This is a genomic window from Clostridium tunisiense TJ, assembly GCF_000300195.1.
Lineage (GTDB): Bacteria > Bacillota > Clostridia > Clostridiales > Clostridiaceae > Clostridium_J > Clostridium_J tunisiense.
Genome location: NZ_AMQH01000014.1, coordinates 1 through 15,350, shown reverse-complemented (window position 1 = coordinate 15,350; position 15,350 = coordinate 1). Strand labels below are relative to the sequence as shown.

The following is a 15,350-nucleotide window of genomic DNA, read 5'->3' as shown; positions in this document are numbered from 1 at the left end:
TTAGTTGTTACAGCAGGATTTTTGTTTATAAAGTCTTTATAGGTATTTTGAAATATAATCTATTAACTCCATGCAAATGGAAATAGTACTATCTCCTTCTTCTAACTTAGTATTTAATTCTACAAAATCCATAGACTTAACTAAACGAGTTTCTATTAAGTGTTTTAGCATGTATTTACATTCATCTACGGATAGGCCATCAGCCACTGGTGTGCCTGTGCCTGGAACTAAGGTTGAATCAAGAGAATCTATGTCATAGCTTAAATGGATAGCATCAATCTTTTTTTCTATTAAAGTATTTTGAACTCTCCTCATTACTTCTTCTAAACCTAATTTTCTTATATCTTCTGTTGTATACACATTCAGATTATAGTCTTCAATTAATTTTAACTCGCCTTCATCTAAATCCCTAGCTCCTAAAATAAACACATTTTCTGGTTTTACCTTTTGACCTTGGTAATACAAGTCAGTCAGTGTGTCGTGACCAATACCCATAGCTGCCGCAAGTGGCATACCATGGACATTTCCTGATGGAGAGGTTTCATGAGTATTTATATCTCCATGAGCATCTATCCAAATAACTGCCATATTATCATGATACTTGCTACAACCAGATATAGATCCTAGCCCGAGGGAATGATCTCCACCTATCACAAGTGGAAAAGATTTAGACTCTAGGCTGCTATAAACTTGATGAGCTAAATTTTTATTAACATTCAATATAGCATTTAAATATTTCATTTTATTGTGGTGAGTATATTTATCGCACTCAAGAATTTCAGGCACATGCAAGTTTCCTAAATCATATACCTCATGATTGTTTCTCTCTAGCAATTCAATAACACCTTTTTCTCTAAGATCATTTGGACCTAGGTTTACACCTTCTCTATCACAACCATAGAAAAGTGGTACTCCTATAAAGTTTATTTTCATTTAACAATCCTCCTTTGTAATTCAAGTGACAAGCAATTATATAACAAAGTGACAAATTTTATAAGTAGTTTTTAAATTTACAGTAAATTAAAAATATTAAAATAACCAACTATATGTGTTAATATTAGGATACGAGGAAATAATACTTTCTATGTAGAATAATTAAAATAATAATTTAGTATTGGAGGAATAAACTTGAATAAACATAAAATTCTTAACATGCTTGAAGATAATGGGCTCGATGACATGAAGGAAATTAAGAAAAATGAAGATGTGCTAGTAGTAAGCTTTAAATATGCTTTTGACGATTTAGAAGTTTCAGGAGCAGAAAGTTATGCAGCTGAAGAATATGATGGAACTGAAAAGGACGACACATGGTACGAAGATTATTTCTTTCCTTATTTAAATGATACAGCAATAGATAATGTAGAAGATATAATAGATGAAATTAGTGAGGAAGAAGATTTAGATTATGAGTTTATAGCCTATGAAGTTTCAAAGGAGCAATCAAACTACGTAGAGTTTATTGCCGTATTCTATAAAGGTGAACTTAATTTTGAATTGGATGAGTTGGATTTTTAGATAAATTAAATTTGCGTACAGGGTTAAGAAACTCCTTTTAGGAGTTTCTTAAAATTTTAAGCTAAAAACTTAGCTTGCTTTTTTATGTAGCTTTTGGTATTGAACTATATATTGATCTAACTGTTGTGAACAAAACACAACTATTCTGTCAGTTGGCTTTCTAAATGTCAGTAAAAAATGTAGCAGCTTCTTAAAGGAATTAATCTTATGTTTTAGTATACGAATTTTTAAGATCATAATTGTTCCTCGCTAAACTTATAATTTGTACTTCATATTATAAGTTTAACAAAGAACAAAATAAATGTTAAATACTTTCTTCAGTCAAAATAGTTTGTTATTTTACAAATTTTACATAGCTTCGAATGAAAATCAAGGTTAATTACAAAAATTACCATTATACAATTCAGGAAAACTAAGTTATTTCAACATATGTAAATAAATGTAAAAAGGGAACTGTGTCGTAAAGTTAATTTATTCCAAATTATATTTTATACAATTATAGTTATTTATAAATTATCATTAGGTTAATTAGTAGTTGAAATTAAAAATACATAGCAATCATAAAGAATTTATTGTATATTTAATTATTTCTATTTCACAGATGATAAAGTGTATTTATTAGCAAAAATAACAGAACAATAAAGGTATAGATATTATTAAATATACTTTAGTGACTACCTTTGCTTTTAATCATAATTAATAAGTTAATTTTATATACAATACTTTATTAATAGCCATATTAATAGTAAAATAGTTAAGGAATTATTTTCTGTATGCTTAGGCAGTTTAGCATACTATATTTTATAATTATACTAGCAATAATATAATTGCTTAAGCCCAATAAACTATTGGAAAAAGAAAGGATGAATATAATGAACATAGAAGAAATGATTGAAAGAATAAATTATTTGTATAGGAAAAGTCAGAATGAAGGTCTTACTGTAGAGGAAAAAAAAGAGCAAGAAGAATTAAGAAAAAAGTACATAGAAAATGTTAAGTCCAACTTCAGGCAACAATTAAATGGAATAAAAAGAGTTCCTGCTAAAAAAATACATTAGATGTAGGTGAGAGTATGTCTGTTTATGTTAAAGATTTAATTAGAAATTTTGACCTAGAAATTTTAGTTGAGGGAAACTTAAATGTTGATATCTCTGTTAGTGATATTAATAGACCAGGATTACAATTTGCAGGTTTCTATGACTATTATGATAATAAAAGGGTTCAAATCGTAGGAAAGACCGAGTGGAGTTATTTAGAGTCTTTAAGCACAGAACTTAGAAAACAAAGATTGGATAAGTTTTTTTCTTTTGAAAATCCATGCATTATAGTAACAAGGGGGCTTGAGCTCCAAGAAGAATTTATTCAAGCTGCAAAAAAGTATAAGGTTAATATTTTTAGAAGTAATATTAAATCTACAAGATTTGTAAGTAGAATTACAAACTACTTAGATAGTGAACTAGCACCTGAAACTAGGATTCATGGGGTACTAGTAGATGTTTATGGTATAGGTATTCTTATTACAGGTGAAAGTGGTATCGGTAAAAGTGAAGCAGCTTTAGAATTAATTAAGCGAGGACACAGATTAATTGCTGATGATGCAGTAGACATAAAGGAAATTGATGGATTCTTGTATGGTAATTGTCCTTATGTAACAAGAGGAATGTTAGAAGTAAGAGGTATGGGTATTATAGATGTATCGGCAATTTATGGTAGTAGTTCTATTGTAACAAATAAAAAAATTAGCCTTATCATATCTTTAGTTAATTGGGATGATAAACAGGATTTTGACAGACTTGGAGTAGATAAAGAATATACAGAAATTTTAGGAGTATCTGTAGAAAAGATGTTGCTACCAATTAGGCCAGGTCGTAATATTGCAGTGATAATCGAAGCGGCAGCAGCAAACTTTAGATATCATGCTACCTCTAATAGTACTCCAGTTGAGACTATTGAAAAAAGAATAAGTGAAATGAATTATTAGAAAGTATAATAAACTTTGGCAATTCATGAAATTTTAATTGTAATTCATTCAAATATTTAGTAGAATGAAAGAGATAAATCATATTTTAGGAGGATAAAGCCATGGGAGATTTAAGTAAGCTAGTAAAAAAATATGAATTAGCTTGGGACAAATATACTAAAGAGGATTTAGATAAAGTTTTTGCGTTATCAGAAAGATATATAGATTTTATGTCAAAATGCAAAACTGAAAGAGAATGTGTAAACGAGTTCATAGTTCTTGCAGAAAAAGAAGGATATAAAGATATAAACTCCTTTATTGCTGAAGGAAAAAAACTTCAAGCTGGAGATAAAGTATATGCAAACTGCATGGGAAAAACTTTAGCTTTATTTTTAATTGGTTCAGAACCAGTAGAAAAAGGTTTTAAAATTTTAGGTGCACACGTTGATTCACCAAGATTAGACCTTAAGCAAAATCCATTATACGAGGATTCAGATTTTGCTTTGCTAAAAACTCACTATTATGGTGGAGTAAAGAAATATCAATGGGTTACTATTCCACTAGCAATTCACGGAGTTGTAATTAAAAAGGATGGAACTACTGTTGATGTAGTTATTGGTGAAGATGATAAAGAGCCAGTAGTAGGTATTTCAGATTTATTAATACATCTTGCTGCAGATCAAATGGCTAAAACTTTAGCAAAGGGTATTGAAGGTGAGAGCTTAAATGTGTGCATAGGAAGTATGCCAATTGAAGATAAAGAAGCTAAAAATAGAGTTAAGTTAAATACTTTAAGATTACTTAACGAAAAATATGGAATAGATGAAGAAGATTTCGTTTCTGCTGAATTAGAAGTTGTGCCAGCAGGAAGAGCAAGAAGCTACGGATTAGATAGCTCAATGGTTATGGCTTATGGCCATGATGACAGAATCTGCTCTTATACATCTTTCGAAGCTATGATGAATATTAAAGAAACTGATAAAACTTGTATAACTTTACTTGTTGATAAGGAAGAAGTAGGAAGCATAGGAGCTACAGGAATGCAATCAAGATTCTTTGAAAACACTGTAGCAGAAATAGTGAACTTAATGGGAGATTATAGCGACTTAAAAGTTAGAAGAGCATTAGCAAATTCTAAAATGTTATCTTCTGATGTAAGTGCTGCTTTCGATCCAAATTATCCATCAGTAAGTGAAAAACAAAACAATGCATTCTTTGGTAAAGGTATAGTATTTAACAAATATACTGGAGCTAGAGGAAAAGGTGGATGTAACGATGCAAATCCAGAGTTCATTGCTGAGTTAAGAAGAATAATGGATAAACATAACGTATCATGGCAGACTTCTGAACTTGGAAAAGTTGACCAAGGCGGCGGTGGTACAATCGCTTATATCTTAGCTGAGTATGGAATGGAAGTTATTGACTCAGGCGTTGCTCTTCATAATATGCACGCACCATGGGAAATTGCAAGTAAAGCTGATATATACGAAGCATGCAGAGGTTATGAAGCATTCTTATTAGAAGCTTAAAATAATTTCAAATAAATATTGAGGGTAGACTATTTTATTATAGTCTACCCTTTTGAATTGTGATATTAATTTACCTATAACTTTGCCTATAGATAAAGATGTAATTTAGTAGTAAATATTGCTTTTATTAAATATATGTTACTTATCAGGTAGATGAAATTTGCAAACTCCGTAAAGATTATAGGCTATAGGAATAGTTGACATGTCTACAAAATCCATATCATATTTTCCATCCCAGGGATAAATTGAGACGTACTTTTCGTTGTAAACATTTAAAACATACTTTATTTTTTCAAATTCTATATAAATCTTATATAATGGTACTTCTGGCAAATTTGAAGGCCTTTCTACAAAGTTTTCAGTTTTTAAAGAGTTTAAAAAGTTATCCATATCTACATAATTAGCTTTATCTAAAGTTTTTTCCTTATATAAGTCTGCATAAAACACCACCATTGATTGTGGAACTTCATTTTTGTAGAAGGTAAGAAGCCCATTAGTATAATAATAGTTTGTAGGCTTTTCGTCATGAGAAACTTTACTAATCATACTACAACCAGTGAAGTTTATTAAGGTGAAAACTAATAAAAATATGATTATGACTTTTCTTTTCAATATATCAACCCCTTTTTCCATATAACATTATGAAAAATAATACAAGATTATTACTTATTTTATAACTTTTCAAAATAAATTCAGAATTTATTATTTAAGCCTTTGGGGTATATTCAATATGGATAAAAAATTAGTAAGTTTATATTTTGTATAAATTTAGATCATCTTTGAGAAAATATTTTGACGACCCAAATCCTACAGCACCAGCTTTTGAAAATCCAAGAAAATAAATGCTATAATAACATAAAAAAACCATATTCATTTGAATATGGTTTTTTTGGTGCCGATGGTGGGATTCGAACCCACATGGTTTCCCGTTCGATTTTGAGTCGAATGCGTCTGCCATTCCGCCACATCGGCATATATGTTTTACAAAATTAATTATCTTAAAAATTGATGATAAAATAACCAACAAATTCATATTACCATAAACGCTTACTCATTTCAATATATATAAGAAAAAAATAGCAAAAAAGTTGAAGAGTTATCCTTTAATAAAGTTGAAAAACTAGTTTTATACGTATATAATTAGTTTGTAATTGTAATGTTTATAATTATAATGTTTATATTTAGATTGGAGAGTATCATAATGAAGAAAGTCCTAGAAAATATTATTGAAAAAAACAAGGAATGGTCGAAAAGGGGAGAAGTTGCAGCATATATTCCTGAACTTGCTAAAGCTAATCCCAATGCACTTGGAATTTGTGTTACCACTCTTGATGGTGAAGAATACTTTGCCGGTGATTATGATACCAAGTTTACTATTCAAAGTATTTCTAAGGTAGTTACTTTGATGCTTGCTATTTTAGATAATGGGACTGAATACGTATTTTCTCAAATAGGAATGGAACCAACAGAGTCAGCTTTTAATTCAATTGTAAACCTAGAAAATAACAAGCAAAAAAAGCCTCTAAACCCTATGATAAATGCAGGTGCTATAGCCACTGTTTCCCTAATTAGTGGTGACACTGCAGAAGAAAAGTTTAATAGAATACTAAAGTTTACAAGGAAAATAACAGGGAATGATAGCATTGATGTGAATAATAATGTCTATTTATGTGAAAAAGCTACTGGTGATAGAAATAGAGCTTTGGCATATTATATGAAAGGCAATGGAATAATCCAAGGTGATGTTGAAGATACCTTAGATGTATATTTCAAAGCTTGTTCTATGGAAGTAACTTGTAAAGATATTGCAAGGATTGGAGCACTGCTTGCAAACGCAGGAGTACTTTTAAATAATGAGAGAGTTATATCAAGAGAAGCTTGTAGAATTATTAAAACAATAATGGTAACTTGCGGCATGTATGATGCCTCAGGAAAATTTGCTGTACATATAGGAATCCCAGCTAAGAGTGGAGTTGGTGGAGGTATTATGGCAGCAGTACCAAGAAGAATGGGAATTGGCGTCATTGGACCAGCATTAGATCATAAGGGGAATAGTATTGCTGGAATAAAAGTTCTTGAAAGCTTGTCACATGAGTTTGATTTAAGTATTTTTTAAAATAATTTTAAATTTGTTCTTTTTAAACACGGTCTAATTCATAATTAGAGCGTGTTTTCATTAATTATAAAATCTTATTGATATGCAATGTATTAGATGTATGTCCTTAGGTAGCTAAAGTGTAAAACCGCGTAGGAACTGGATAATTTGTTTCTATAAGGGAATTATTGTTATGGATAGTTGGTAATGCTATAATTAAATAATAACTTTATCTAAGAAGTGAGGAAAAATATATGTTAAGATTTCTAGATGCAGGTGAATCTCATGGAAAAGCCTTGGTAGCAATTCTTGAGGGTGTGCCATCAAATATTAAAATAAATGTAGACAATATTAACTATGAACTCAGCAGAAGACAAAAGGGGTATGGCAGAGGAAATAGAATGAAAATAGAGAAGGATAGAGTTGAAATTTGGTCTGGATTAAGAGGGGGATTTACTACTGGAAATCCTATAACTTTAGTGATTTTTAATAAAGATTATGATAATTGGCAGAATACTATTCTTGATGAACCTGAAGATACTGAAAAAATAGGTATTGCAAGACCTGGCCACGGAGATTTTGTGGGTTTTATGAAATATAAAACGGGGGATATTAGAAATACTATAGAAAGAACCTCTGCAAGAGAAACTGCAATAAGGACAGCTGTTGGGGCGATTTGTAAAGAAGTTCTTCAATTTCTACATATAGATATTAGGAGCAGAGTAAAAAGCATAGGACATATAATTGATAAAGAAGTAGATATTTTTGATGATACAATATATAGAGTTATTGAGGAAAGTGAACTCCGAGTTTTTGACAAAGAAGTTGAGAGTAAAGCTAAAAAAGAAATTGATAAACTAACTCTTGAGGGAGATACTATAGGTGGTAGAGTTAAAGTTGAAGTAAAAGGATTACCCATTGGAATAGGTAGTTATAGTCATTACGATAGAAAGCTAGATGGAATATTAGCCCAGGGTATTATGTCAATTCAAGGTATAAAAGCCTTAGAGTTTGGAAATATAATAGACTCATCTATGATTGGAAGTAGTTTTCATGATGAGATGTATTTAAATAATGACAGAGTTTACAGAAATACTAATAATAGTGGGGGAATAGATGCAGGTATTTCAAATGGCAATAATATTGCTATTACAGCCTATATGAAACCCATACCAACAGTAAGGAAGAACCTTAAAACTATTAATTTAATCACAAAGCAAAATACAACTACAAGATATGAAAGATCTGATGTTTGTGCAGTGGTGCCCGTTTCAATTGTTATTGAAAATATTGTGGCATTTGAAATATTAAAAGAAGTATTAAAAGTTTATCCTTGTGATGAATTTAACACCTTATTAAAATATATAGAAGAAGATAGGAAGTGACTTAATGGAGAAAAAGAGATTACTCATTTTAGATGGTAACAGTTTACTATATAGAGCTTTTTATGCTATACCTGAGCTAACAACTTCAGATGGAATACATACTAATGCAGTTTATGGATTTACAAGTATGCTCTTAAGAATGATTGATGAATTAACACCAGATTATATTGTTACAGCTTTTGATAGAGCAGCACCAACATTTCGACATGTAGAGTATGGAGATTATAAATTAGGAAGAAAAAAAACACCTGATGAACTGTCTATGCAGTTTCCAATAGTTAGGGATTTACTATCTAAACTAGCTATCAACATTTTTGAACTTGATGGCTATGAAGCAGATGATTTAATTGGTACCTTATCTGTATTTGCTGAAAATAATGGTATAGAATCCTATATAGTAACTGGAGATAAAGATGCACTTCAATTAGCTACAGATAATGTAAAAGTAGTAATAAATAAAAAAGGGATGACAGAAAAAGAAATATATGATAAGGAAAGAATGATTACAGAACTTGGAGTAACACCAAAGCAATTTATTGATGTAAAAGGGTTAATGGGTGATAAATCAGACAATATACCAGGGGTTCCGGGTATAGGAGAAAAAACTGCATATAAGTTAGTTAAGGAATATGGAAATATAGAAAATTTACTTAACAATTTAGATAAAGTAAGTGGGAAAAAGCTTAAGGAGTCTCTTATTGAGTACAGTGAACAAGCAATTTTCAGTAAGAAACTAGCAACTATAATAACAGATGTACCAGTAGATATTAATTTAGAATCCATTAAATCTAAAGAAGAGTTTGACATAAAAGGTATAAGGGAGCTCTTCTATAAACTTCAGTTTAAATCTCTTTTAGAAAAAGTAGAAAAAATTAATGGAAATGCTAATGAAGCCAAAGATGAACCTATAGTTAATGCAGAGTACACAGATATACATAAAGTTTCAGATTTAAATGAGTTAATTATAGATTTAGAAAAGAGTCCTGTTTATGCGCTTTTTGATGTGAAAGATACCAATGTATTTTCAAAATTATATCTTAACAAACTCTATTTACATTATGAAGGTAATAATTATTCTATCCATATACAAAAGCTCATAAATGAAAATATGGAAGAGACTATTCAATGGTTAAAAAAAATATTTCAAGTATCTCAAGGAAAGATTATAAGTCATAGTGTTAAAAATGCTTATAGTGCTATGTTAAAGTTAGGAGTAGACCTATCACTTATAAAATTTGATACTGAAATCGCAGCCTATTTAATTGAGTCATCCAAATCTGAATATAGTTTAAAGACTTTAGTAGAGGAATATTTAAGAGAAAGTTTTCAAGGTGAAGAGGAAAACTTGTTCGTCAATGGACTATCCTTCCTTCCAAAGTTATATGAAGTTCAGAAAACACGTATTGAAGGATTAAATATGGAAAATTTACTATATAATATAGAGCAGCCATTAACTAAGGCAATAGCACTTATGGAATGTGAAGGCTTCAATATTGATAATATTACTTTAGATACTTTAGGAAAAAAATTCAAAGAAGAAATAGATAGCCTTACAAAAGAAATATATGAATTAGCGGATGAAAGTTTTAACATTAATTCTCCAAAGCAATTAGGAAAAATATTGTTTGAAAAATTAGATCTTCCTGTTATAAAGAAAACAAAGACGGGATATTCAACTAATGCAGAAGTGCTAGAAGCACTTAAGGGAAAGCATCCTATTTTAGAAAAGATTCTTTATTATAGACAAATAACAAAACTTTATTCCACATATATTGAAGGGTTAAAAGCTGTAATAGATGTGGATGGAAGAATACACTCCAATTTCACACAAACAGTAACTACTACAGGAAGGTTATCAAGTACAGAACCTAATTTGCAAAATATACCTATTAAATATGAAAATGGAAGAGCAATTAGGAAGGTTTTTATTCCTTTTAATGAGGACTCTGTGATTTTATCAGCTGACTATTCTCAAATTGAACTGAGAGTATTGGCTCATATATCTGGTGATGATAACTTAATAAGTGCTTTTACACATAGTAGTGATATCCATACTAAAACTGCTTCGGAGGTTTTTGGAGTACCAGTAGAAGAAGTTACAAAAACTATGAGAAGTAATGCAAAAGCAGTTAACTTCGGAATAGTTTACGGAATAGGAGATTTTAGCTTAGCCCAGGATTTAGGGATTTCTAAGGCACAAGCTAAGGAATACATTGATACCTACTTAGAAAGATATCCAAAAGTAAAAGAATACATGGATAAAGTAGTAGAAGAAGCAGAAGGTAGTTCTTATGTAACAACTATTTTAAATCGTAGAAGGTTTATACCTGAAGTTAATTCATCTAATAAAGTAGTTAAGGCTCTAGGGAAAAGATTGGCAATGAATGCACCAATTCAGGGAAGTGCAGCAGATATTATAAAAATTGCAATGGTTAATGTTCACAAAAAGCTTTTAGAAAAACAGCTAAAAAGTAAATTGATTTTACAGGTTCACGATGAATTAATTTTAAATGTATATAAGGATGAATTAGAACAAGTTAGTGCTCTTGTAAAAGAAGAAATGGAAAATGTATTGTCCTTATCTGTTCCTTTAGTTGCAGATGTGAGTGTTGGAGAAAATTGGTATGAAGCAAAGTGATGGTAGGATTTTTGTTGTAGGATTAACAGGCAACATAGGAAGCGGGAAAAGTACCATATCTAATTTCTTAAAAGAAAAGCAAATTCCTTTAATAGATGCTGATATTATATCTAGGGAAGTAATGATAAAGCATCCAAGTATACTAAAGGAAATAGAAGATAATTTTGGGAATGATTTCTTCGATGAAAATGGTAACTTAATAAGAAAAAAGTTAGGGAATGCCATATTTTTAGATATCACAAAGAAAATTAAACTTGAGGAGATCATTATCCCTTATATTATTAAAGACATATTTCAAAAGGTTAAGGAGTATGATGATAATGGGGATAAAATTTGTGTTGTAGATGCCCCAACTCTTATAGAAAACAATTTGCATTTTTATATGAATGCCATTATACTTGTTATGGTAGATAAGAATCTTCAACTTAAAAGAGTAATGGAAAGAGATTCACTAAATTTACAAGAAGCAATAAGTAGAATAGATAACCAAATGCCACAAGAAGAAAAATTAAAATATGCAGACTTTGTAATAAGCAATAATGATTCTAAAGATAACGCTAAGAAGCAACTTGATGAAATATTAATATTATTAAATAATTTTAGGGGGAAAGATGGCAAAAAGAAAGAAGAGTGTAATGTTAATCATACTAATCATATTATTGCTAATGGGGATTAACTTTAAAACAATCGTAAAATTTGCATATCCACTAAAATATGAGGAGTATGTGATTAGATACAGTAGTAAATATAATGTTGATCCTTATTTAGTAATATCTGTGATAAATACTGAAAGTAAATTTAATGAAAGAGCTATTTCTTCGAAAGGTGCTTATGGGCTAATGCAAATAATGCCTGAAACGGGTCAATGGATTTCACAGTATGTGGGAATTAGTCCATTCAATGTTGATATGATGTATGACCCAGAAATTAGTATCAAAATGGGGTGTTGGTATTTAAATAATTTAAGTAAAGAATTTAATGGAAATACTGAACTTATTTTAGCAGCGTACAATGGCGGAAGAGGAAATGTAAACAAGTGGCTTTCTAATGAGGAATATTCAAAGGATGGAAAAACCTTGCATAATATTCCATTTAAAGAGACTGAAGAATATGTAAGAAAAGTTAACTTTAGTTATAAGATTTATAAGTTGTTATATAATTTAAATGAGAATCCATAGTTTCATTGGATTCTCATTTAAATACTAAGCAAAAATTGTTATTTAATATTGAATTTATTCTTTTTTAGTGTTATAATGTTTAAGAAAGTTAAAGTTTAAGCAGGTGTGCTGGAATCGGCAGACAGGCACGTTTGAGGGGCGTGTGTACATCGTACGTATGGGTTCAAGTCCCATTACCTGCACCAATTTTCATACTGTCATGCAGATGTGGCGGAATTGGCAGACGCACTAGACTTAGGATCTAGCGCCTTCGGCGTGGGGGTTCGACTCCCTTCATCTGCACCAAAAAACACCTACAATAATGTAGGTGTTTTTTTATTTAAATAAACTATATTATTAACTCAACATAAAGCATATAATGTATTAGATAATAATGTTTTGGAGGAATTATGTGTCAAGGCATTTTACTAATCCAATTTATCTAAGTGAAAGAATAGAGAACATAATCAAAAATTCTGAGTTTTTAGGTAAAGGAAATAATGGAGTTGTATATAGAATTGACGAACATACTATAATTAAGATTTTTAACGAAGAAGAAGTATGTAAAAAAGAATATGAAGTTTTAAGACGGTCAAGAAAATCCTCCTCATTTCCTAAAGTCTATGGGCATGGAAGATATTATATTATTAGAGACTATGTTGAAGGAATACGATTGGATAAATACTTAAATAAAAACAACTTTAATTTAAAACTAGCTAAAAGTGTAGTGGAACTAATAAGGGATTTTAAGAAAATGCAGTATAAAAAGCTAGATATAAGATGCAAGGATTTATATGTACAACCTGATTTTTCTCTTAAAGTTATTGATCCTAAAAATAATTTTCAAAGAGAAATGCCTTATCCAAGGCACTTAATGAAGGGGATGCATAAGCGAAAGAGACTAGAGGAATTTTTAGATTATGTAAAGTTTATTGACCCTAAACTTTATAAGTATTGGAGTGAAAATGTTTATTTGTATTTGAAAAAAAATCAAAATGATAAATAAAACTTTCAGGGGAATAATATTTAAGATGTTATTCCCTTTTACTATATATGTAATTTAAACCAAATAAATAGGATTATTAATAGGTATAAAGAAAGGAACATAAAAGTTATGAAAAATAGAGATTTTAATAAGCCAACAAAAGAAGAATTAAAGAAGAGTCTTACATTAATACAATTTTCTGTGACCCAGGAAAATGGAACAGAAAAGCCTTTTAACAATGAGTACTATAAAAATAAAGAACCAGGTATTTATGTAGATATAGTATCTGGCGAACCACTTTTTAGTTCTATTGATAAATTTGATTCAGAATGTGGCTGGCCATCTTTTACAAAACCATTAGTAAAAAGTAATATATATGAAAAGGCAGATTTTAGTTATGGAATGCACAGGATAGAAGTAAGAAGTACATTAGGTGATTCTCATTTAGGGCATGTTTTTTCAGATGGACCTTTAGATAAAGGTGGCTTAAGGTACTGTATTAATAGTGCGTCGTTGAAATTTGTTAATGCAAATGACCTAGAAGAACAAGGTTATGGACAGTTTAGTAACTTATTCCACTAGAATCACTAGTGGAATAAATTGCTCTGTTGATTTTTAAAGAGTAATGTTATACTATAGATGTGCACCCCAGGGGGGACTCTTTTTAAGGAGGAATATATTATGAATAAAGAAAAAAAGGATGCAATTAAATATTTAAATATAGCTAGAGGTCAAATTGAGGGGATAGTTAGAATGATTGAAGAAGAAAGATATTGTATAGATATATCTAATCAAATTATATCTTCAGTTTCTCTTCTGAAGAAAGCTAATGGTGTAATTATTAAGCAACATCTTCAGCATTGTATTAAAGATGCATGTTGTGAAGGAGATTTAGATAATAAGTTAGATGAAATTTCAACTTTATTAGAGAAATTAATTAACAAATGATTATTTTAAGTTAAAATGAATCTATAAAAGTTTTACATAGTAAAATGAAAAATATAAAATTTTAATAAAAATATTTATTATAGAGCTGTAATAAATTTAAGCTGAGTGTGCCGTAATCCTAAATAGCACTTTAATTTATTTATAAATAAAAACCTTAAAGTATGTAGTTGTATTTTCAAATTTCACCAAGTGTATTAGCAAAGCTCATATTTTGTAACATTAATATAATATATTCATAAAATATAGTAGAGTATTAAATACTCTACTATATTTTTATAAAGGTGGCATAAGACATGTATTATTACAACTGTAGCTTATTAACAAAGCTCAAGCTGTTAATTATATTACTAATATTATGTGAATTAGAAAAACATCCATGTCCCAACCCATGTCCATGTCCATGCCCAAGACCTTGCCCAACAGGGCCAACCGGACCAAGAGGTGAAAGAGGAATAGCAGGGCAGACCGGAGCAACTGGACCTACCGGACCATGTTGTACCGGACCAACAGGGCCAACTGGACCAAGAGGTGAAAGAGGAATAGCAGGGCAGACCGGAGCAACTGGACCTACCGGACCATGTTGTACCGGACCAACAGGGCCAACTGGACCAAGAGGTGAAAGAGGAATAGCAGGGCAGACCGGAGCAACTGGACCTACAGGACCATGCTGTACCGGACCAACGGGGCCAACCGGACCAAGAGGTGAAAGAGGAATAGCAGGACAGACCGGAGCAACCGGACCAACAGGACCATGCTGTACCGGACCAACGGGGCCAACCGGACCAAGAGGTGAAAGAGGAATAGCAGGACAGACCGGAGCAACCGGACCAACAGGACCATGCTGTACCGGACCAACGGGGCCAACCGGACCAAGAGGTGAAAGAGGAATAGCAGGACAGACCGGAGCAACTGGACCTACAGGACCATGCTGTACCGGACCAACAGGGCCAACTGGACCAAGAGGTGAAAGAGGAATAGCAGGACAGACCGGAGCAACTGGACCTACAGGACCATGCTGTACCGGACCAACAGGGCCAACTGGACCAAGAGGTGAAAGAGGAATAGCAGGACAGACCGGAGCAACCGGACCTACAGGACCATGCTGCACTGGACCAACAGGACCAACCGGACCAAGAGG

At 31.2% G+C, this 15,350-nt stretch carries 16 protein-coding genes and 3 tRNA genes; 15 read left to right on the top strand and 4 right to left on the bottom strand.

Annotated elements, in window-relative coordinates; translation table 11 throughout:
• Positions 1 to 36 precede the first annotated feature (36 nt).
• Entirely contained in the window at positions 37 to 933 is an 897-nt protein-coding gene (rocF, locus tag C661_RS0115185) for an arginase (protein WP_017416197.1), read from the bottom strand.
• Between the two features lie 195 nt (positions 934 to 1,128).
• Between rocF and C661_RS0115180 the strand changes: the two genes are divergently transcribed.
• Positions 1,129 to 1,515 (top strand): hypothetical protein, encoded by a 387-nt coding sequence (locus C661_RS0115180; RefSeq protein WP_017416196.1) that lies wholly within the window; start codon positions 1,129 to 1,131, stop codon positions 1,513 to 1,515.
• 69 nt (positions 1,516 to 1,584) lie between these two features.
• Here C661_RS0115180 and C661_RS24525 read toward each other — a convergent pair whose 3' ends face one another.
• The gene (locus C661_RS24525) at positions 1,585 to 1,752 is read right to left on the bottom strand and encodes a Spo0E family sporulation regulatory protein-aspartic acid phosphatase (protein WP_083861702.1); all 168 of its coding nucleotides are present in this window, start codon (positions 1,750 to 1,752) and stop codon (positions 1,585 to 1,587) included.
• A 635-nt stretch (positions 1,753 to 2,387) separates the two neighbouring features.
• Between C661_RS24525 and C661_RS0115175 the strand changes: the two genes are divergently transcribed.
• The 3 genes from C661_RS0115175 (at position 2,388) to C661_RS0115165 (ending at position 5,004) form a co-directional block, all read left to right on the top strand.
• Entirely contained in the window at positions 2,388 to 2,573 is a 186-nt protein-coding gene (locus tag C661_RS0115175) for a DUF896 domain-containing protein (protein ID WP_017416195.1), read from the top strand.
• A gap of 14 nt (positions 2,574 to 2,587) precedes the next feature.
• Positions 2,588 to 3,496 (top strand): HPr(Ser) kinase/phosphatase, encoded by a 909-nt coding sequence (gene hprK / locus C661_RS0115170; protein ID WP_017416194.1) that lies wholly within the window; start codon positions 2,588 to 2,590, stop codon positions 3,494 to 3,496.
• 101 nt (positions 3,497 to 3,597) lie between these two features.
• Positions 3,598 to 5,004, top strand: a complete 1,407-nt coding sequence (locus C661_RS0115165) for an aminopeptidase (protein WP_017416193.1) — start codon at positions 3,598 to 3,600, stop codon at positions 5,002 to 5,004.
• A 138-nt stretch (positions 5,005 to 5,142) separates the two neighbouring features.
• Here the strand turns inward: C661_RS0115165 and C661_RS0115160 are convergent, their stop codons facing one another.
• Both C661_RS0115160 and C661_RS0115155 read right to left on the bottom strand, forming a co-directional pair.
• Complete coding sequence (locus C661_RS0115160) at positions 5,143 to 5,616, bottom strand: DUF4883 family protein (RefSeq protein WP_017416192.1); 474 nt, start codon at positions 5,614 to 5,616, stop codon at positions 5,143 to 5,145.
• Between the two features lie 278 nt (positions 5,617 to 5,894).
• A tRNA-Leu gene (locus tag C661_RS0115155) sits at positions 5,895 to 5,976 on the bottom strand.
• Positions 5,977 to 6,205: 229 nt separating this feature from the next.
• Here C661_RS0115155 and glsA point away from each other — a divergent pair.
• The 11 genes from glsA to C661_RS22850 all read left to right on the top strand — a co-directional run.
• Entirely contained in the window at positions 6,206 to 7,120 is a 915-nt protein-coding gene (gene glsA, locus C661_RS0115150) for a glutaminase A (protein WP_017416191.1), read from the top strand.
• A gap of 233 nt (positions 7,121 to 7,353) precedes the next feature.
• Entirely contained in the window at positions 7,354 to 8,484 is a 1,131-nt protein-coding gene (gene aroC / locus C661_RS0115145; protein WP_017416190.1) for a chorismate synthase, read from the top strand.
• Between the two features lie 4 nt (positions 8,485 to 8,488).
• Positions 8,489 to 11,122, top strand: a complete 2,634-nt coding sequence (polA, locus tag C661_RS0115140) for a DNA polymerase I (RefSeq protein ID WP_017416189.1) — start codon at positions 8,489 to 8,491, stop codon at positions 11,120 to 11,122.
• Positions 11,109 to 11,798, top strand: coding sequence for a dephospho-CoA kinase (gene coaE / locus C661_RS0115135; protein ID WP_017416188.1), 690 nt, complete (start codon positions 11,109 to 11,111; stop codon positions 11,796 to 11,798). Before polA ends, coaE begins: the two co-directional genes overlap by 14 nt.
• Positions 11,734 to 12,300 (top strand): lytic transglycosylase domain-containing protein, encoded by a 567-nt coding sequence (locus C661_RS0115130; protein WP_017416187.1) that lies wholly within the window; start codon positions 11,734 to 11,736, stop codon positions 12,298 to 12,300. The genes coaE and C661_RS0115130 overlap by 65 nt, the downstream gene beginning before the upstream one ends.
• 99 nt (positions 12,301 to 12,399) lie before the next feature.
• Positions 12,400 to 12,485: transfer RNA gene (locus tag C661_RS0115125), tRNA-Leu, on the top strand.
• A 16-nt stretch (positions 12,486 to 12,501) separates the two neighbouring features.
• Positions 12,502 to 12,585 (top strand) — tRNA-Leu (locus C661_RS0115120).
• A 106-nt stretch (positions 12,586 to 12,691) separates the two neighbouring features.
• Complete coding sequence (locus tag C661_RS0115115; protein WP_017416186.1) at positions 12,692 to 13,285, top strand: hypothetical protein; 594 nt, start codon at positions 12,692 to 12,694, stop codon at positions 13,283 to 13,285.
• Positions 13,286 to 13,393: 108 nt separating this feature from the next.
• Positions 13,394 to 13,846, top strand: coding sequence for a peptide-methionine (R)-S-oxide reductase MsrB (gene msrB, locus C661_RS0115110; protein ID WP_017416185.1), 453 nt, complete (start codon positions 13,394 to 13,396; stop codon positions 13,844 to 13,846).
• Between the two features lie 99 nt (positions 13,847 to 13,945).
• The gene (locus C661_RS0115105; RefSeq protein ID WP_017416184.1) at positions 13,946 to 14,212 is read left to right on the top strand and encodes a metal-sensing transcriptional repressor; all 267 of its coding nucleotides are present in this window, start codon (positions 13,946 to 13,948) and stop codon (positions 14,210 to 14,212) included.
• A gap of 293 nt (positions 14,213 to 14,505) precedes the next feature.
• The coding region (locus tag C661_RS22850) for a hypothetical protein (RefSeq protein ID WP_017416183.1) at positions 14,506 to 15,350 on the top strand (845 nt) is incomplete at its 3' end.